General features: G+C 68.3%; 11 protein-coding genes and 2 tRNA genes. 9 read left to right on the plus strand and 4 right to left on the minus strand.

The window, feature by feature from the left end:
- The first annotated feature begins 105 nt into the window (after nt 1–105).
- Nucleotides 106–915 carry a restriction endonuclease gene (locus B161_RS18655; RefSeq protein ID WP_157755541.1) on the plus strand — a complete coding sequence of 270 codons (810 nt, stop codon included), beginning with the start codon at nt 106–108 and terminating at the stop codon, nt 913–915.
- 73 nt (nt 916–988) lie between these two features.
- Here B161_RS18655 and acnA read toward each other — a convergent pair whose 3' ends face one another.
- Both acnA and B161_RS0105590 read right to left on the minus strand, forming a co-directional pair.
- Complete coding sequence (gene acnA / locus B161_RS0105585) at nt 989–3,703, minus strand: aconitate hydratase AcnA (RefSeq protein WP_018632388.1); 2,715 nt, start codon at nt 3,701–3,703, stop codon at nt 989–991.
- 316 nt (nt 3,704–4,019) lie between these two features.
- Nucleotides 4,020–4,096, minus strand: a tRNA-Pro gene (locus B161_RS0105590).
- Between the two features lie 247 nt (nt 4,097–4,343).
- On the opposite strand from B161_RS0105590, the gene B161_RS0105595 reads away from it, so the two are divergent.
- Nucleotides 4,344–4,418: transfer RNA gene (locus tag B161_RS0105595), tRNA-Gln, on the plus strand.
- Nucleotides 4,419–4,539: 121 nt separating this feature from the next.
- Complete coding sequence (locus tag B161_RS0105600) at nt 4,540–4,899, plus strand: YigZ family protein (protein WP_018632389.1); 360 nt, start codon at nt 4,540–4,542, stop codon at nt 4,897–4,899.
- 115 nt (nt 4,900–5,014) lie between these two features.
- Here the strand turns inward: B161_RS0105600 and rpsU are convergent, their stop codons facing one another.
- A complete protein-coding gene (gene rpsU, locus B161_RS19140; RefSeq protein WP_083922885.1) occupies nt 5,015–5,221 on the minus strand; it encodes a 30S ribosomal protein S21 in 207 nt (68 codons plus the stop codon).
- Between the two features lie 96 nt (nt 5,222–5,317).
- Here rpsU and B161_RS0105610 point away from each other — a divergent pair, with 96 nt between their 5' ends.
- From B161_RS0105610 to B161_RS16935, 6 genes are all read left to right on the plus strand, one after another.
- Nucleotides 5,318–6,004 (plus strand): COQ9 family protein, encoded by a 687-nt coding sequence (locus B161_RS0105610; RefSeq protein ID WP_018632391.1) that lies wholly within the window; start codon nt 5,318–5,320, stop codon nt 6,002–6,004.
- Between the two features lie 750 nt (nt 6,005–6,754).
- Nucleotides 6,755–7,957, plus strand: coding sequence for a ribonuclease D (rnd, locus tag B161_RS0105615; protein ID WP_018632392.1), 1,203 nt, complete (start codon nt 6,755–6,757; stop codon nt 7,955–7,957).
- A 29-nt stretch (nt 7,958–7,986) separates the two neighbouring features.
- Nucleotides 7,987–9,306 carry a D-alanyl-D-alanine carboxypeptidase family protein gene (locus B161_RS16925; RefSeq protein ID WP_018632393.1) on the plus strand — a complete coding sequence of 440 codons (1,320 nt, stop codon included), beginning with the start codon at nt 7,987–7,989 and terminating at the stop codon, nt 9,304–9,306.
- Nucleotides 9,307–9,602: 296 nt separating this feature from the next.
- Nucleotides 9,603–10,064, plus strand: coding sequence for a SufE family protein (locus B161_RS0105625; RefSeq protein WP_018632394.1), 462 nt, complete (start codon nt 9,603–9,605; stop codon nt 10,062–10,064).
- 390 nt (nt 10,065–10,454) lie between these two features.
- On the plus strand, nt 10,455–13,469 hold the full coding sequence (locus tag B161_RS18660) for a tetratricopeptide repeat protein (protein ID WP_083922886.1): 3,015 nt from the start codon (nt 10,455–10,457) through the stop codon (nt 13,467–13,469).
- On the plus strand, nt 13,466–14,338 hold the full coding sequence (locus B161_RS16935) for a homocysteine S-methyltransferase family protein (RefSeq protein ID WP_018632396.1): 873 nt from the start codon (nt 13,466–13,468) through the stop codon (nt 14,336–14,338). Before B161_RS18660 ends, B161_RS16935 begins: the two co-directional genes overlap by 4 nt.
- Here B161_RS16935 and B161_RS18665 read toward each other — a convergent pair.
- Entirely contained in the window at nt 14,335–15,168 is an 834-nt protein-coding gene (locus B161_RS18665; RefSeq protein ID WP_018632397.1) for a protein-disulfide reductase DsbD domain-containing protein, read from the minus strand. The two genes, B161_RS16935 and B161_RS18665, sit on opposite strands and share 4 nt — an antisense overlap.
- Nucleotides 15,169–15,321 lie beyond the last annotated feature (153 nt).

The raw sequence follows: 15,321 nt of genomic DNA on the forward strand, positions 1-15,321 counted from the left end.
CATTTTCACGATGCGAAGTCTGGTCGGCTTCGCTGGAAAATGCTCTAGGGGGAGCTTTCAGCTCAGGGGCGGATGTGGAGCAGGCTCAGCCTTTTCGTCAGGACCATGTTTCGGATCGCGCTTTTGGGCCTGATCTGCGCCCTCGCCGCGAGCATGGCGCGGGGGCGGGGCCTCGGTCCTGACGCTCTGTGGCTCGGTCTGAGCCTCCTCGGCATGGCGGCGGCGGCTCTGAGTCCGCTTTGGGCTTGGCTCTGGGGGCGGCGCGGACGCCGCGAGTCTCTGGAGGCCCGCAAAAGCGCCGAGCGCGCGCGCCTCCTCGCCGAGGCCGACCGCCATCGCGCCGCTCTGACGCGCAATCTGGCGCGGGCGGTCAAACGCAACGACTATGGCGCCGTGACCTCCGACAAGACCCCCGAGGCGTTGGAGGAGTTCTTCGCCAGCGTGAAGCTCGATTTCGCGCTCATCGACCGCGCCGAGGCTTCGGCTCTGGTCTCCGGGCGGCTGTCGGCGCGCAAAAAAGAGCCGCGCAGGCCCTCTTTCGACCCCGAGGCCCTGCCGGGCGACGGCCACGCCTTCGAGGCTTGGGTGGCGGAGGCTTTATCCGGCTTCGGCTGGAAGGCGCAGACCACGCCCGGCTCCGGGGATCAGGGGCTGGACGTCATCGCCCGCCGCAACGGCAAGACGCTCGGCGTGCAATGCAAGCTCTATAAATCGCCCATCGGCAATAAGGCGGTTCAGGAGGCCCATGCGGGCAAGGCCTTCCATGGCGTGGACGCGGCGGCGGTCATGTCCAACGCCGCCTTCACGCCGAGCGCGCGGGCTCTGGCCGAGGCCACGGGGGTGAAGCTCTTCTCCCCGCACGACATTCCCGAGCTTTATGAAAAGACCTTCGGCGCGCGGCGACGCTCGGCCTGATCCGCGATGAAAACCCCCGCCTTCCTGCGAAGGCGGGGGTTTTCGGATTCGGCCGCTCAGAAGACGGGCGGGATCAGGCCGCTTTGGCCAGATTGCGCAGCACGTAATGCAGCACGCCGCCGTTCTTGAGGTAATCGATCTCGACCTCGGTGTCGATCCGGCAAAGCAGATCGATCTCGCGGGTCGAGCCGTCGGGCGCGGTCAGGGTCGCCTTGACGATCTGGCGCGGGCGCACGTTCCCGAGATCGGGGATGCTCACCAATTCCTGTCCGGTCAGGCCGAGGGACTTGCGGTCCTGACCTTCGACGAACTGGAAGGGGATGACGCCCATGCCCACCAGATTCGAGCGGTGGATGCGCTCGAAGGTCTCGGCGATCACCGCCTTGACGCCCAGCAGCAGGGTGCCCTTGGCCGCCCAGTCGCGCGAGGAGCCGGTGCCGTATTCCTTGCCCGCGATGACGACGAGCGGCGTGCCCTCGGCGGCGTATTTCATCGCCGCGTCATAGATGGGCATCTGCTCGCCGGTGGGGATGTGGATCGTCACGCCGCCCTCGACGCCCGGCACCATCTCGTTCTTGATGCGGATGTTGGCGAAGGTGCCGCGCATCATGACTTCGTGGTTGCCGCGCCGCGAGCCGTAGGAGTTGAAGTCCCGGCGCTCGACGCCATGCTCGGCCAGATAGACGCCGGCGGGGCTGTTGGCCTTGATGTCGCCGGCGGGCGAGATGTGGTCGGTGGTGATCGAATCGCCGAAGATCGCCATGACGCGGGCGTCCTTCACGTCGGAGATTTCTCCGGCGCTCATGCCCATGCCCTCGAAATAGGGCGGATGCTGCACGTAGGTCGAGGACGTCTGCCACTCATAGGTCTCGCCCTCGCCGGTGGCGATGGCCTTCCACTGAGGATCCCCCGCGAAGACGTCGCTGTATTTCGCGATGAAGGCTTCGCGCGTGACGTTGCGCTCGACCATCTCGGCGACTTCGGCGGCCGTCGGCCAGATCTCGCGCAAGTAGACCGGCTGGCCCTGCGCGTCGGTGGCGATGGGGTCGTTCGCGAGGTCGATGTTCATCGTGCCCGCGATGGCGTAGGCGACGACCAGCGGCGGCGAGGCGAGGTAGTTCGCCCGGACCTCGGCGTGGACGCGGCCTTCGAAATTGCGGTTGCCCGAGAGCACCGAGGCGACGATGAGGTCGCCTTCCTTGATCGCGGCCGAAATCTCCTCCGGCAGCGGACCGGAATTGCCGATGCAGGTGGTGCAGCCGTAGCCCACGAGGTTGAAGCCGAGCGCGTCGAGATCGGTTTGCAGGCCCGCGCGCTCCAGATAATCCGAAACCACCTGAGAGCCCGGCGCGAGCGAGGTCTTGACCCAAGGCTTGCGCGTGACGCCGCGCGCCGCCGCCTTGCGCGCCACGAGGCCCGCCGCGATCATCACATAGGGATTCGAGGTGTTGGTGCAGCTGGTGATGGCCGCGATGACCACCGAGCCGTCGCCGACCACATAATCGGTTCCGGGCGCGGCCGCCACGCGGGGCTCTCCGGCCTCGCCGCCCTTCATGCCGCGCAGCTCGACGCGGGCTTTCTCGAAGCTCTCGGCGGCGGCGGTCAGCGCGACGCGATCCTGCGGGCGCTTGGGTCCGGCGAGCGAGGGCTCCACGGTTCCCATGTCCAGTTCGAGCGCGTCGGTGAAGATCGGGTCGGGATCGCCCGCCTTGCGCCAGAGGCCCTGAATCTTGGCGTAGGCCTCGACCAGCTTGATGCGCTTCTCATCGCGGCCGGTGGCGCGCAGATAACGCAGAGTCTCGGAATCCACCGGGAAGAATCCGCAGGTCGCGCCATATTCCGGGGCCATGTTGGCGATGGTCGCGCGGTTGGCCAGCGGCAGATCGTCGAGGCCGTCGCCGTAGAATTCGACGAATTTATTGACCACGCCTTTTTTACGCAGCATCTGCGTGACGGTCAGCACGAGGTCGGTCGCCGTGACGCCCTCGCGCAGCTTGCCCGTCAGACGGAAGCCGACCACCTCGGGGATGAGCATCGAGACCGGCTGACCCAGCATGGCCGCCTCGGCTTCGATGCCGCCCACGCCCCAGCCGAGAATCGCGAGGCCGTTGACCATGGTGGTGTGGCTGTCGGTGCCGACGAGCGTGTCGGGATAGGCCACCTGATCGCCGCGCTGGTCGCGGTCGAGCCAGATGGTCTGGCCGAGATATTCGAGGTTCACCTGATGGCAGATGCCGGTTCCCGGCGGCACGACGCGGAAATTGGCGAAAGCGTTCTGTCCCCATTTCAGGAACTGATAACGCTCGAGATTGCGCTCATATTCGCGGTCGACGTTGCTCTGGAAGGAGCGGGGCTGACCGAATTCGTCCACCATCACCGAATGGTCGATGACCAGATCCACCGGCGAGAGCGGATTGATCTTCTCGGGATCTCCGCCGAGCGCGACCATGGCGTCGCGCATGGCCGCGAGATCCACCACGCCCGGAACGCCGGTGAAGTCCTGCATCAGCACGCGGGCGGGCTGATAGGCGATTTCACGATCCGACTTGCCGCCCTCTTCGGCCCAGAGGCCGAAGGCGCCGATGTCCTCGACCGTGACGTTGCGGCCGTCTTCGTTGCGGAGCAGATTCTCCAGCACCACCTTGAGCGACCGCGGCAGACGCGCGAAACGCCCGTCTCCGGTCGGCGTCTTATCCGCCGCCTCGATGGAGTAGAGCCAATAGACGTCTTCTCCGATGACGAGCTTTCGGCGCGTCTGGAGCGTGTCTTTCCCGACAGTGATGGTCATTGCGTCCCCCGGCTGGGTGCGGGCCCGGCGGCCCTGTGGGCGGCCCGACGCCCTCCTGCGGCGATCAGGGGACGTTGCGCGGCGGCTGGGCGCTTTGTTTTCCTGCGACGAAAGAATGAGGAAAAAAGGCGCGGCCGCGCTTCGGAACCTGCGGCCTCTATCGCGCATTTCCTATTGCCGCGCAATAGGATTCGGGGAAGCGGCGACCTCGCGCAAGATTGATGTGCGACGGATTTCGTCAGGAATTTCAAGGGAGAAATGAAAAAGGCCCTTGCCCGGAACGCTCTCCGGAGAGGGGCCTTTCAAGCGAAGCGGATGGTCGGAGTAGCGTGATTCGAACACGCGGCCTCTACTTCCCGAAAGTAGCGCTCTACCAGGCTGAGCTATACTCCGTCTCGCTTGGCGGCGGCTTATATCGGGGCTTTCGGCGCAGCGCAAGGGCTTTTCGATCTTGTCGCGGCGCGATGTGGCGGGAAAGCTGCGCGGCGCGTCCCCGGCCCCCGGCTTGATGGCGGGATATGGGGGATTTGAAGCGGACGCCGGCTCCGGCGCGCCGCCGCCGAATTTCTCTGAAAACTCTGCGCGCGCCTCAGGAGAGGGCTTGTCAGCCTGCGATGATCCGACTAGGTTGCGCGCGCCTTGGGGCGTAGCCAAGCGGTAAGGCAGCGGATTTTGATTCCGCCATGCGGAGGTTCGAATCCTCCCGCCCCAGCCAAAATTCCAGATGAGCGTCGGGATCTTGTTCGGGAGGCGGCGAAAGCCTCCGCTTTCCCGATTCGCCGCTGGTCGCGCGCGGCGCCTTCTTCTCCTCCCAGCGCAAGGCGAGAATCCTCCGGATGTTGATCCTTGAAAACGTCATCAGCGACCGCGGATCCAAATACGCGGTCTCCGGCGCGCCCTGCGCCTCCGAGGAGGAGGCGAAAGCCCTGCTGAAGGATCTGAAGCGCCACAAGAAATTCGCCAAAGCCACGCATAACTCATGGGCGCTTCTGCTCGACGAGGCGCAGATCAAAAACGACGACGGCGAAGCCGGGGCCGGACTCGTCATCCTGCGCATGCTCGACAGAGCCCAATTGCGCGGACATCTCGTCGTCGTGACCCGCTGGTTCGGCGGCAAGCATCTCGGCGGGGACCGCTTCCGCCATGTGCAGGAGGCGGTGCGGATCTATCTGGAGGCGCGGGCCGGAGGCGCTTGACTGGAGGCGCTTGAACGGCCCCGGTCCTCAGAGGAATCCGGATATGAAAAAGCCCCCGGCGGAGGCCGGAGGCGATCAGGACGCGGTCTGGCGCGTCGATTTCAAGCTTGAAAGCTTACGCCGCGCCTTCGCGCTGCGCTTTCTTGCGCGCCAGCTTGCGCGCGCGACGGATGGCCTCCGCCTGCTCACGCGCCCGCTTTTCGGAGGGCTTTTCGAAATGCTGCCGAAGCTTCATCTCACGGAAAATACCCTCGCGCTGCATCTTCTTCTTAAGAGCCTTCAGCGCCTGATCGACGTTATTGTCGCGAACCAGAACCTGCACCTAACTTCACCGTCCTTCCAGGCTGATCTCGAATTTTCAGAATAGGGGCGCTATATATCAACGGTCTTGAGAAATTCCAACCCCCGTGAGGCCCGCATGTCCGAAATCGAGCTTTTGCGGCGCCTCGCCGAGGCGGCCGCGCGTCACGCCCCCTTCGACGGCTGGTCTGAGAAGGCTTTCGCCGCCGCCGCGCGCGATTGCGGGATCTCCGAAGCCGAGGCGCGTCTGGCCGCGCCGCGCGGAGCTCCGGATCTGGCGGCGGCCTTCCATCGCGCCGCCGACGCCGAGATGCTGCGGCGCTTGGGCGGGGCGGATCTCTCGCGGCTGAAGTTCCGCGAGCGCGTGGCTTGGGCGGTGCGGCTGCGTCTGGAGATCGTCGCGCGCGACCGCGAGGCCGTGCGTCGGGCCGCCGCCTTCTACGCCCTGCCGACCCACGCCGCCGAAGGCGCCAAGCTGGTCTGGGAGACCTGCGACGCCATCTGGACCGCGCTCGGCGACGCTTCGCGCGATTACAACTGGCATACGAAGCGCCTGACCCTCATGGGAGTCTACGGCGCGACGCTGCTGGTCTGGCTCAACGACGAATCGGAGGATCAGGCCGAAACCTGGGCCTTCCTCGACCGCCGCATCGAAGAGGTGATGCAGGTGGAGAAGCTCAAAGCTTCGGCGCGCAGGAATCCTGCGGCCCGTCTGCTGCTGACGGGGCCGCGTCTGGCGCTTTCCTTTCTGAAGGCGCCAAGCGGACGCGCGGCGCCGCCGGCCGGAAGCTGGCCGGGCGCCTGATCTCGCCGCTCAAGCCCGACCGGCCGATCCCGGCCGCCGGGTTTCGACCGGACGACGTCAATTTCCTGTGGCCGGATGCCGCGGCCAAGGCCGATTGCGCTGCAATCCGGGGCGTGTGAAATCGACCGGCCCCTCAAGTCCGGGGGCCGACCGCGGGGGGAGGATTCGGGGCTCCAGCCCCCCCACGACATGAGGCGCGAGCTGCGCGAGGCGCAGGTCGTCGCGAGACGCCGCGCCGGAAGGCGCGGCGAGACAGAAGGCTATGGCCAAGACGCACAGCATTGAAGATGCTCCGCTTCAGAGCGCCGCCCCCTGATTGACGGCAACACAAAGTTGAAAACGATATTCTTGGTTATTTTTCAGAGTAAAAATTTCCGATTCGTTAACCCCTTGGTCAAGTCGAAATCTTTTCAAGCCATGAGACAAAATGACGCATATGCGGAATTTGATCCTTTGTGAAGAATTTTCACCCCCCGATTCCGTCCTGAATCATTTGTGATTCGCTTTCCGCGAGTTTCTGGAGAATGAAAACTCTTATGACGTGAGGTTGCGGTGCGGGATATTCACTCTTAAAAGGGGTTGATTTCAGGTCGCTATTCTATAGGTAGAGGGGGCGTCCCCGCGCGCTTCTCCGAAGCTCCGCAGCAGATTCGCGCTTGAGGGGGCGTTTCGCCGCGCTGCGGGAACTTGGCGAATCTTCACTGGAATTCGGCCTTGGGCCGCGTTGCGGAACAGGGTAGAAGGTGGCGTATGCGTTTCATCAAGACCAAGACGGATCTTCAGGCGCTCTGCGACGAGTATCGCGCGGCGCCCTATGTGACCCTCGACACCGAATTCATGCGCGAACGGACCTATTGGCCCATCCTCTGCCTCGTGCAGATCGCGCGCCCGCCCCTGCCGGGAGAAACCCCCGAGGCCCATGAGGCTCAGGGCGCGGCTCTGATCGACCCTATGGTCGCGGAGATGGATCTCGCGCCGCTCTTCGAGCTGATGCGCGATCCTCAGGTGATCAAGGTCTTCCACGCCGCCCGTCAGGATCTGGAGATCTTCAGCCTGCTCGGCGGGCTGGTGCCCGCGCCGCTGATGGACACGCAGGTCGCGGCCATGGTCTGCGGCTTCGGCGAGCAGGCGAGCTACGAGACCCTCGCCCGCGACCTCGCGGGGGCGCAGGTGGACAAATCCCTGCGCGGCTCCGACTGGAGCGCCCGCCCGCTCTCGCAGCGGCAATTGATCTACGCCGTCTCCGACGTGACCCATCTGCGGGTGATCTACGAGAAGCTGACGGCCCGAATCGCCAAGGCCGACCGGCTGGAATGGATCTCCGAGGAGATGGCCGCTCTGGCCGATCCGGCGCAGCATCGGGCCGATCCTGAAGAGGCGTGGCGGCGGATCCGTCTGCGCAATCCGAACGGCCCGGCGCTCTCGGCGCTGCGCGAGCTGGCCCGCTGGCGCGAGGAGGAGGCGCAAAAGCGCAATCTGCCCCGCGGACGCGTCCTCAAGGACGAGACCCTCGCCGAATTGGCCCAGCTCAAGCCGAAGACCATCGAGGATCTCGGCCGCAGCCGCGCCTTCCAGCGCGACAACCGCTCCTCGGAGACGACTCAGGCCGTGCTCAAGGCGATCAAGGTCGGCCTCGCCCTCCCCAAGGCCGATTGGCCGGTTCAGGAGGAGACCCTCAAGCTCGACGCCAAAGCCTCCGCGCTCGCGGAGCTGCTCCGGGTGCTGCTGCGCGCCCGCGCGGCGGATCTTGACGTGGCGGCCAAGCTTATGGCCCAATCCGCCGACATCGACCGGCTCGCTCTGGAGGAGGAGCCGGACGTGCCCGCCTTGCGCGGATGGCGCCGCGAGGTCTTCGGAGAAGAGGCCCTGAGGCTCAAACGCGGCGAAATCGCGCTGACCGCCGGTCCGCAGGGAATCGTGGTGGCGGAGCTTAAGCCCCCGACCGGGGCCTGAGGACGCGCAAGAATGAGGATGAGGCCGTCATGCGCGTCTTGATGCGCCGCGCGCTTTGGGCGCTGCTGGCCGCCTGCGGGCTTTTGGCGCCGCTGGGCGGCGCGACGCGTCTCGCCGTCGAGGTGGAGAGCGGCCGAATCCTGCTGGAGGAGGCCGCCGACGCGCCGCGTTATCCGGCCTCGCTCACCAAGATGATGACCGTCTACCTCGCCTTCGAGGCGATGGAGAAGGGCGAGATCGCGCCGGACGACAAGATCAAGATCTCGCGCCGCGCCGCCGGACAGACTCCGGTGAAGATCGGCTTCCGGACCGGCGCGGAGCTGCGCTTCGGCGACGTGCTGGCCGCCGCCGCCGTGGCCTCGGCCAACGACGCCGCCGTGGCGGTGGCCGAAGCGGTGGCGGGCTCCGAAGAGGCCTTCGTGGCGCGGATGAACGCCGCCGCCGTTCGGCTCGGGCTGACGAACACCCGATTCGTCAACGCCTCCGGCCTGCCGGGCGCGGGGCAGAGCACCACCGCCCGCGACATGGCTTTGCTCGGGGCGGCGCTGCTGCGCGACCATCCCAAGCGTTCGGAGCTGTTCAATCAGCGCTCGGGGCGTCTGGCGGGCAAGAGCTATCAGACCACCAACACCATCCTCGGCTTTCCGGGGGGCTTCGGGCTCAAGACCGGATTCACCTGCGCGGCGGGCTATAACGTGGTGGGCGCGGTGGAGCGCGGCGGGCGCAAGGTGATTCTCGTCACGCTCGGCAATCCGAGCCGTCCGGCGCGCACCCGCGACGCGCAGGACATCATCCGCAAGGCCCTCGCCGCGACGCCCGGCGCGCTTTTGACGCCCGCCGTCGGCCGCGCGGGCGCTCCGGCGGATCTCAACGTCTGCGTCGGGGCGAAAGACCCCGAGATTCGCCGCGGCACCCGCGAATGGGGCGTCGGAGTCAGCGCCGACACTCTGGAGATCGTGTCCGAAGAGGTTTATCGCGCGCCCGGAGGCGGCTATCAGCCTTCGGCCGCCGCGCCGGAATACATGCTCTCCGCGCCGCCGCAGGGCTCCTACGAGCCGGCGCGCCCGCCGGCGCCGCCGCCTTTGGGCGGCTGGGCGCTGCATCTGGGCAGCGAGGCCAACGAGACCGCCGCCCGGATGCTCGTCCAGCAGGTGACGGCCAGTTTCGGTGCGGGAATCCCGCATATCGAGGCCCGCGCGCGGGATGGGCGCTGGAATATGGTCGTCCATAGCCTGCCCGACCAGAAGACCGCTCTTCAGATCGGCCAGAGGCTCCAGACTCAGGGGCGCTACGCCCTCGTGCTGACCCCCGACACCCTGACCAACGCCGCGGCCCGCTGGCGGCGCTGAAGGCCCTCTCCCCCTGTTTGAAGCTGGAAAGGCTCCCTCCGCGCGGCGCGGGCGGGGCCTTTTCGTCTGAGGCGCGGCGCTTGAGCGTGTTTTCACGACGCGAAGCCGCTTCGGCTGCGCTGGAAAACGCTCTCCGTTTTCGCCGGGCCGCGTTTTCACGACGCGAAGCCGCTTCGGCTGCGCTGGAAAACGCTCTCGGTTTTCGCCGGGCCGCGTTTTCACGACGCGAAGCCCTTCGGCTTCGCTGGAAAACGCTCTATGCCTGCGGACCCGACGACCCGTGAAGGAGATTCGCCATGACGACCGCCCGCTTTGAGGAATTGGCGGAGGATTTCGCCCTGTTCGACGATTGGGAGGATCGGTATTCGGCGGTGATCGATCTGGGCAAGGCCATGCCGCCTTTGCCCGAGGCCGCCAAGACCGAAGCCGCCAAGGTGCGCGGCTGCGCGAGTCAGGTCTGGCTCGTCATGGGCGCGCGGCCCGGCCCGGACGGCGCGGCGCGTCTGACCATCGAAGGCGACAGCGACGCCCATATCGTGCGCGGGCTGGTGGCGGTGATGCGCGCGCTTTACGAGGGCCTGACCCCTGAAGAGGCCCTCGCCGTGGATCCTCAGGCGGCTTTGCGGCGGCTGGGGCTGGCCGATCATCTCAGCAGCCAGCGCAGCAACGGCGTGCGGGCCATGGCGGAGCGCATTCGGGCTCAGGCCGCCGCTTTGCAGAGCGCCTCCGCCCCGGGCGGCGGCGGCGCAGGCGGATAGGGCGAAGCGGGTCAGAAGGGCGGCGGCGCGCGCAAAATCGTCTCGGCGAGGGCCAAAGCGGAATCAAGCGTCAGGCCGATCTGGATAGCGATAAGACGAATTAAAAACCGTTCCATGTTTTTCTCTTTATGAGACATAATGAACTGTTAATTTGTTCTGTCATGGAACTTTTAACCGGTCAATAACTATCTATGTAAACTTTCGTATGCAGACTGTTTTTTCTTGCCCCAATTTCGCCCCGCTGATGTAATGTTCGCGACATCGGGAAAAGGCCCCGATCCCGCCGCGACGCGCCTTCGCGCGCAGCGGTCCAGACAAGACGGGTGGAGCAGTGTGGCGGGCGTCGTCGGATCCCAAGACTGAACGCGGCGAAGCCCGCGGAGGACGGTCATGACGGCTGCGTCTTCAGGCGCCGGATTGCGCCGCATTTCAGCCTTCGAATTCGTCCGTCGCCTGCGGCGGGCGCTGGAGAGGCGCGAGGGTCGTTTCGCGTGGTTCCTCGGCGCGGGCTGCTCGACCGGCTCGGGCGTGCCGGACGCCGCCGCCGCCGCGCGGCTTTGGCTGCGCGAGCTGAAGCATCTGGAGACGGGATCCGGCGAGGGCGTGGAGGCTTGGGCCTCGGAGCGTTTTTACGGCTTCGATCCGGCCGATCCGGCCGCCGTCTACGGCAAAGTCCTCGACGATCTTTTCCACACCGAACAGGACCGCGCCCGCGAGATCGAGCGGCTGGCGGCCCTCGGCGAGCCCGGCTTCGCCTACGCCACCCTCGCGCAGCTCATGACTCACGAGGTCTGGGGCGAGGCCTGCAATTTCGCGCTCACCGCCAATTTCGACGATCTCGCCGCCGACGCTCTTTATCTTTACGGCGCGCGCAAGCCCCGCGTGCTGACGCATGAATCCTTCGGCCCCCGGATGCGGCTCTCCAGCCTGCGCCCGACGGTGGTGAAGCTGGCCGGAGACGCCCATTTCGGCGCCGGTCTGGATGCGAATCGCCTGCGCTTCGCGCCGGATCTGCGCGAGCGGGTGGGGGCCAACCTCGCCGACCGCACTTTGGTCTTCCTCGGCTATGGCGGACGCGATTCCGCCGTGGCCGACCTCATGCGCGGCCTGCCCGACGGCGCTCCGAGCGGCGGCGTGTATTGGGTGAACGCCGCGCCGCCGGGCGAGGCTCTGGCGGAATGGCTGGCCGAGCGCAAGGCGCTCTGGGTGACCCAGGGCGATTTCGAGGAATGGGCCTGGCTGGTCCGCCGCGAATTCGACTTGCCCGAGCCGCGGCCTCTGCGGCTGGAGGCGGCTTTGCGCGCCTACGCCCGCCAGAACGCCGAACTCGCCGACCGCGCGGAGCTGCGCCGCAAGGTGGCCGAGGGCGAAGCCGCCGCCGCCCGGGCCGTCGCGCCCGCGCCGCCGCCGCCCGCGCCTCCTCCTTCTTCGGAGCCTTCGGCGGCGGAGGGCGGCGAGGAGGCGGGCAGGGGGCCGCGTCTGATCGCCCCCGCCACGCGCTTTCGGCCCGCCATGCGGCCCGAGCCTGAAATCCGCGATCCCGAGCCCTCCGCCGCGCCGGAGTCGTCTCCGGCGTCTTTCGAGCCGGAGGCCGCCGCGCCGCCTCCGCCCCCGGAGGAGCCGCTCTTCGCCTTCCCGACGGAGGACGCCCTCTCGCCGGAGGAGGAGGAGGCCGCCGATCTGGCGCGTCTGAATCTGCCGCCCGCTCCGCGCCGCCTTCTGGCGCGCGAGGCCGCCTTAGAGGGCGAACGCCGCTTTCAGGAGGCTCTGCGCGCCCATCCGCGCGACGCGGGGCTGATGGCGCGCTACGCCGAATTCCTCGCGGTGGGCCGCCGCGACGACAACGCCGCCGAGCATTATTTCAACCGCGCCCTCGACGCGGATCCCAACGACGCCGATTCCCTGCGGCTCTTCGCGGAATTCCTCTGGCGCCGCCGCGGCGACCGGACGCGGGCCGAGGATTGCTTCCGGCTGGCGCTCAACGCCGATCTCTCTTCTCCCGAGACGCTTTGCGCCTATGGCGAATTCCTCGCCGAGGCTCAGGCCGCGCTCGACGCCGCCGAGGACTGCTTCCGCCTCGCGGGCGAGATCGATCCGCGCCGCGCCGACACGCTCCGCCGCACCGCCGCCTTCCTCGCGCTGCGGCGCGGAGAGGAGGAGGCCGCGCTCTCGCTGCTCAAGCTGGCGGCGGCGACCGGAGATCCGGCCTCGCTGGTCGCTCTGGCGCGGCATCTGGCCGAGCGCCGGGGCGACGTGGAGGGCGCCGACCGCGCCTTGCTGGAGGCTCTGGAGGCCGCGCCGCAGGATCCGGCGGTCTGGCGGGCGCGGGGCGAATTCCTCGCCGCCCGGCGCGGCGACGCCGACGGCGCCCGCGAGGCTTTCGAGCGCTCCATCGCGCTGGATCCGCGCGATCCGGCGGCTCAAATCGCCTGCGGGCGCTTCCTGCGGACGCAAGGCGCGCTCGACGCCGCCGAGGAGCGCTTGTCCCGCGCCGTGGCGCAGGATCCCGGCGCCGCCGAATCTCTGGCCGCCCTCGCCGAATTTCAGGAGGAGGCCCGGGGCGATCTCGACGCCGCCGAGGATCTGTATCGCCGCGCCTCCCGCAGCGCCCCCCGCGACGGGCTCGCCCGCGCCAATTACGCCGATTTCCTCGCCCGCGCCCGCAACGCCCTCGACGCCGCCGAGGCGGGCTTCCGCAAGGCTCTGGCCGCCGATCCGCATAATCTGGCGGCGCAGCGCATGTACGGCGCCTTCCTCGCCCAGAGGCGCGGCGAATGGGGGCGGGGTCTGGAGATTCTGCGCGCCGCCGTCGACTCCGCTCCGGGCGACGCCGCTTTGCGGCGCGATCTGGCGCGGGCTCTGGCGCTGGTCCCCGCCGAGCGCGAGGCCGCCCGCGCCGCCTTCGAGGCGGCTTTGGCCCTCGCGCCTTTCGACGCGCGTCTGGCGGCTTCGGCGGCGGCCTTCCACGCCGCGACGGGCGACCGCTCCGCCGCCGAGGCGCTGTATCGCCGGGCTCTGGAGGGCGACGGGCTCGAATCGGAGATCTTCGCCGAGGCCGCCGCCGCCTTCTTCGCCCAAGGCCGCCGCGCCGACGGGCTGCGCACGCTGGACCGCGGCTTCGAGGCCATGGCTCTGGGGCCGGAGGGCGGGCGGCGGCGTCCGGCTTCGGCGATGCTGGCGCTTTGGCATCTGCGCTACGCCTTCGACGCGCCGCGCCGGGGCGAGGCTCTGAAGGCTTCGTTGGCGCTGATCCGCACCGGGGCGCGTCTGGAGGCGGGCTTCCTCGACGCGGCTCTGGCTCAGGCCCTGTCGGGCGGCCATCCCGAGCCTGAGACCCTGCGCGCCCTCGCCCGCGCCGCCGAGGGCGATCCGCCGCCGCCCGGCCTGCTCTCCGCCGGATTATGAGCCGCCTCGCCGAATTTCTGGCGGAAGGCGCCGTGCTGGCCGACGCGGCCATGGCGACGGCGGCTTTCTCCATGGGGCTCCAGCCGGGGGAATCTCCGGATCTCTGGGCCTTCGCCCATCCTGAGAGGGCGGCGGAGATTCATCGCGCCCATCGGGCGGCGGGGGCGCGGATCCTCCTCACCCAGAGCTTTGGAGCCAATCGCCGGCGTCTGAAGCCCTTCGGCGCGGAGGATCGCTGCGCGGAGGTCAACCGCGCGGCGGCGGCGCGCGCCAAGGTCGTCGCGCAAGAGGGCGCGGGCGCGGGCGTCCTCGTGGCGGGCTGCCTCGGGCCGAGCGGAGTCTTCGCGCTCTCCGCCGATTGGGAGGCGGGATTTTACGAACAAGGCCGCGCTTTGCTGGAAGGCGGGGCGGATCTGCTCTGGGCGGAGACTCTGGGCGATCTGGCGGAATGGCGGGCGGCGGCTTCGGCGGCGGCGCGTCTGGGGGCGCCTTTCTGCTCCACGCTGAGCTTCGAGGCGCCCGGCGGCCTGACCCGAAACGGCGTCTCGCCGGAGGAGTTCGTCCGCGCGGCCATGAGCCTGCCCGAGCCGCCTGCGGCTCTGGGCGTGAATTGCGGCGGCGGGCCGGATCAGGTTCTGGAGAGCCTCGGGCGTCTGGCGCGGACGGCGCCTAAGGCGATCCTCATCGCCAAGCCCTCGGCGGGGCTTCCCCGTCTGGAGGGCGCAGCCGTCGTCTATGACTGGACGCCGGAGGCGGCGGGGCTCTGGGCGCAAGAGGCCCGGCGGCTCGGCGCGCGGATCCTCGGCGGCTGCTGCGGAACAGAGGCGGCGCATCTCGCCGCCATGGGCGCGGCGCTGAAGATAAATTAAGGCGCGGCGGCCACGAGCTTGATCTCGCCGCGGGCTTCGGCGGCGAAGGGGCCTTCGAGCAGCGTCACCGAGATGGGCGCGCCCTCCCAATCGCGTTTGCCGAAGGCCATGGCCTGCGCCCGCAGGACCATCCCGCCCTCTTCATGCGAGACCTCCACCGGCCCCACCACCAGCGAGGGCGGCCCGGCGAAGATCGCCTCCGGCGCCTCGAAGGAGCCGGATTCCGCCAGTTCGATCACGAGGCTGCGCCGGACGCCCTCGCCGATCAGCCGCGCCTCGCCGAGAGTCACGCCCGCCGCCGCGCCGTCGGGCGGCACGAGGGTTTCGGCCTCGGCGATGCGGCGGCTCTCCTCGACGGAGGCTTGTTCGCCGGTCAGGCTGCGCTTCAGCTCCAGATCCAGCGGCGTGCAGATGTCGCGGCAGACGCCGAAATAAATCTGCACGTCCAGCTCCACCGGCTTCTCCGGATCTTCGGGCGTCACGCGGATGGGCAGGGCCACATGCGAATCATAGCCCCAGAATTCGGCGCCCGCGCTCTCCAGCCGCTTGGGGCGCGGCCAGAGCACTTCGGCGCTCTTCAGATTGGCCGAGGCCGACCAGTCGAATTCCGGCGCCACCCCCGTCGAGCCCGGCGCGCGCCAGTAGGTCTTCCAGCCGTCTTTCAGCTCAATGTCCAGAGCGGCGCGCAATTCTCCGGTCTCGCGGGCCTCGCCGGCGAGCAGCCTCACCCGCGCCACATCCGCCTCGACCCAGCCTCCGGCGAGGGCGGCGCCCCCTGTCGCGGAAGTCGGGATGAGCAGGGCGGCGAGCGCGGAGCGGGCGAAATTCATGGGCGGAGATCCTTGCGGGGAGGCTTGGGCGCGGCTTTCGGAGCGTTTCACGATTCTCCGGAGCCTCCGCGCTTTGGCGCATGAAGCCGCACCATAAGCCCCGGAACCGTTCACGCAGGCTTCAAATTTCGCGGAGCCGGAATTTCCGGCCTC

It is taken from the genome of Neomegalonema perideroedes DSM 15528 (assembly GCF_000374145.1).
GTDB lineage: Bacteria > Pseudomonadota > Alphaproteobacteria > Rhodobacterales > Rhodobacteraceae > Neomegalonema > Neomegalonema perideroedes.

Excerpts from the sequence above, each read along its gene's own strand:
- B161_RS18655 (WP_157755541.1), top strand. The coding sequence starts at position 106 with ATGTTTCGGATCGCGCTTTTGGGCCTGATCTGCGCCCTCGCCGCGAGC.
- B161_RS0105600 (WP_018632389.1), top strand. The coding sequence starts at position 4,540 with ATGTTGATCCTTGAAAACGTCATCAGCGACCGCGGATCCAAATACGCG.
- B161_RS16925 (WP_018632393.1), top strand. The coding sequence starts at position 7,987 with ATGCGCGTCTTGATGCGCCGCGCGCTTTGGGCGCTGCTGGCCGCCTGC.
- B161_RS18665 (WP_018632397.1), bottom strand. The coding sequence starts at position 15,168 with ATGAATTTCGCCCGCTCCGCGCTCGCCGCCCTGCTCATCCCGACTTCC.
- B161_RS0105610 (WP_018632391.1), top strand. The coding sequence starts at position 5,318 with ATGTCCGAAATCGAGCTTTTGCGGCGCCTCGCCGAGGCGGCCGCGCGT.
- B161_RS18660 (WP_083922886.1), top strand. The coding sequence starts at position 10,455 with ATGACGGCTGCGTCTTCAGGCGCCGGATTGCGCCGCATTTCAGCCTTC.
- B161_RS16935 (WP_018632396.1), top strand. The coding sequence starts at position 13,466 with ATGAGCCGCCTCGCCGAATTTCTGGCGGAAGGCGCCGTGCTGGCCGAC.
- rnd (WP_018632392.1), top strand. The coding sequence starts at position 6,755 with ATGCGTTTCATCAAGACCAAGACGGATCTTCAGGCGCTCTGCGACGAG.
- acnA (WP_018632388.1), bottom strand. The coding sequence starts at position 3,703 with ATGACCATCACTGTCGGGAAAGACACGCTCCAGACGCGCCGAAAGCTC.
- B161_RS0105625 (WP_018632394.1), top strand. The coding sequence starts at position 9,603 with ATGACGACCGCCCGCTTTGAGGAATTGGCGGAGGATTTCGCCCTGTTC.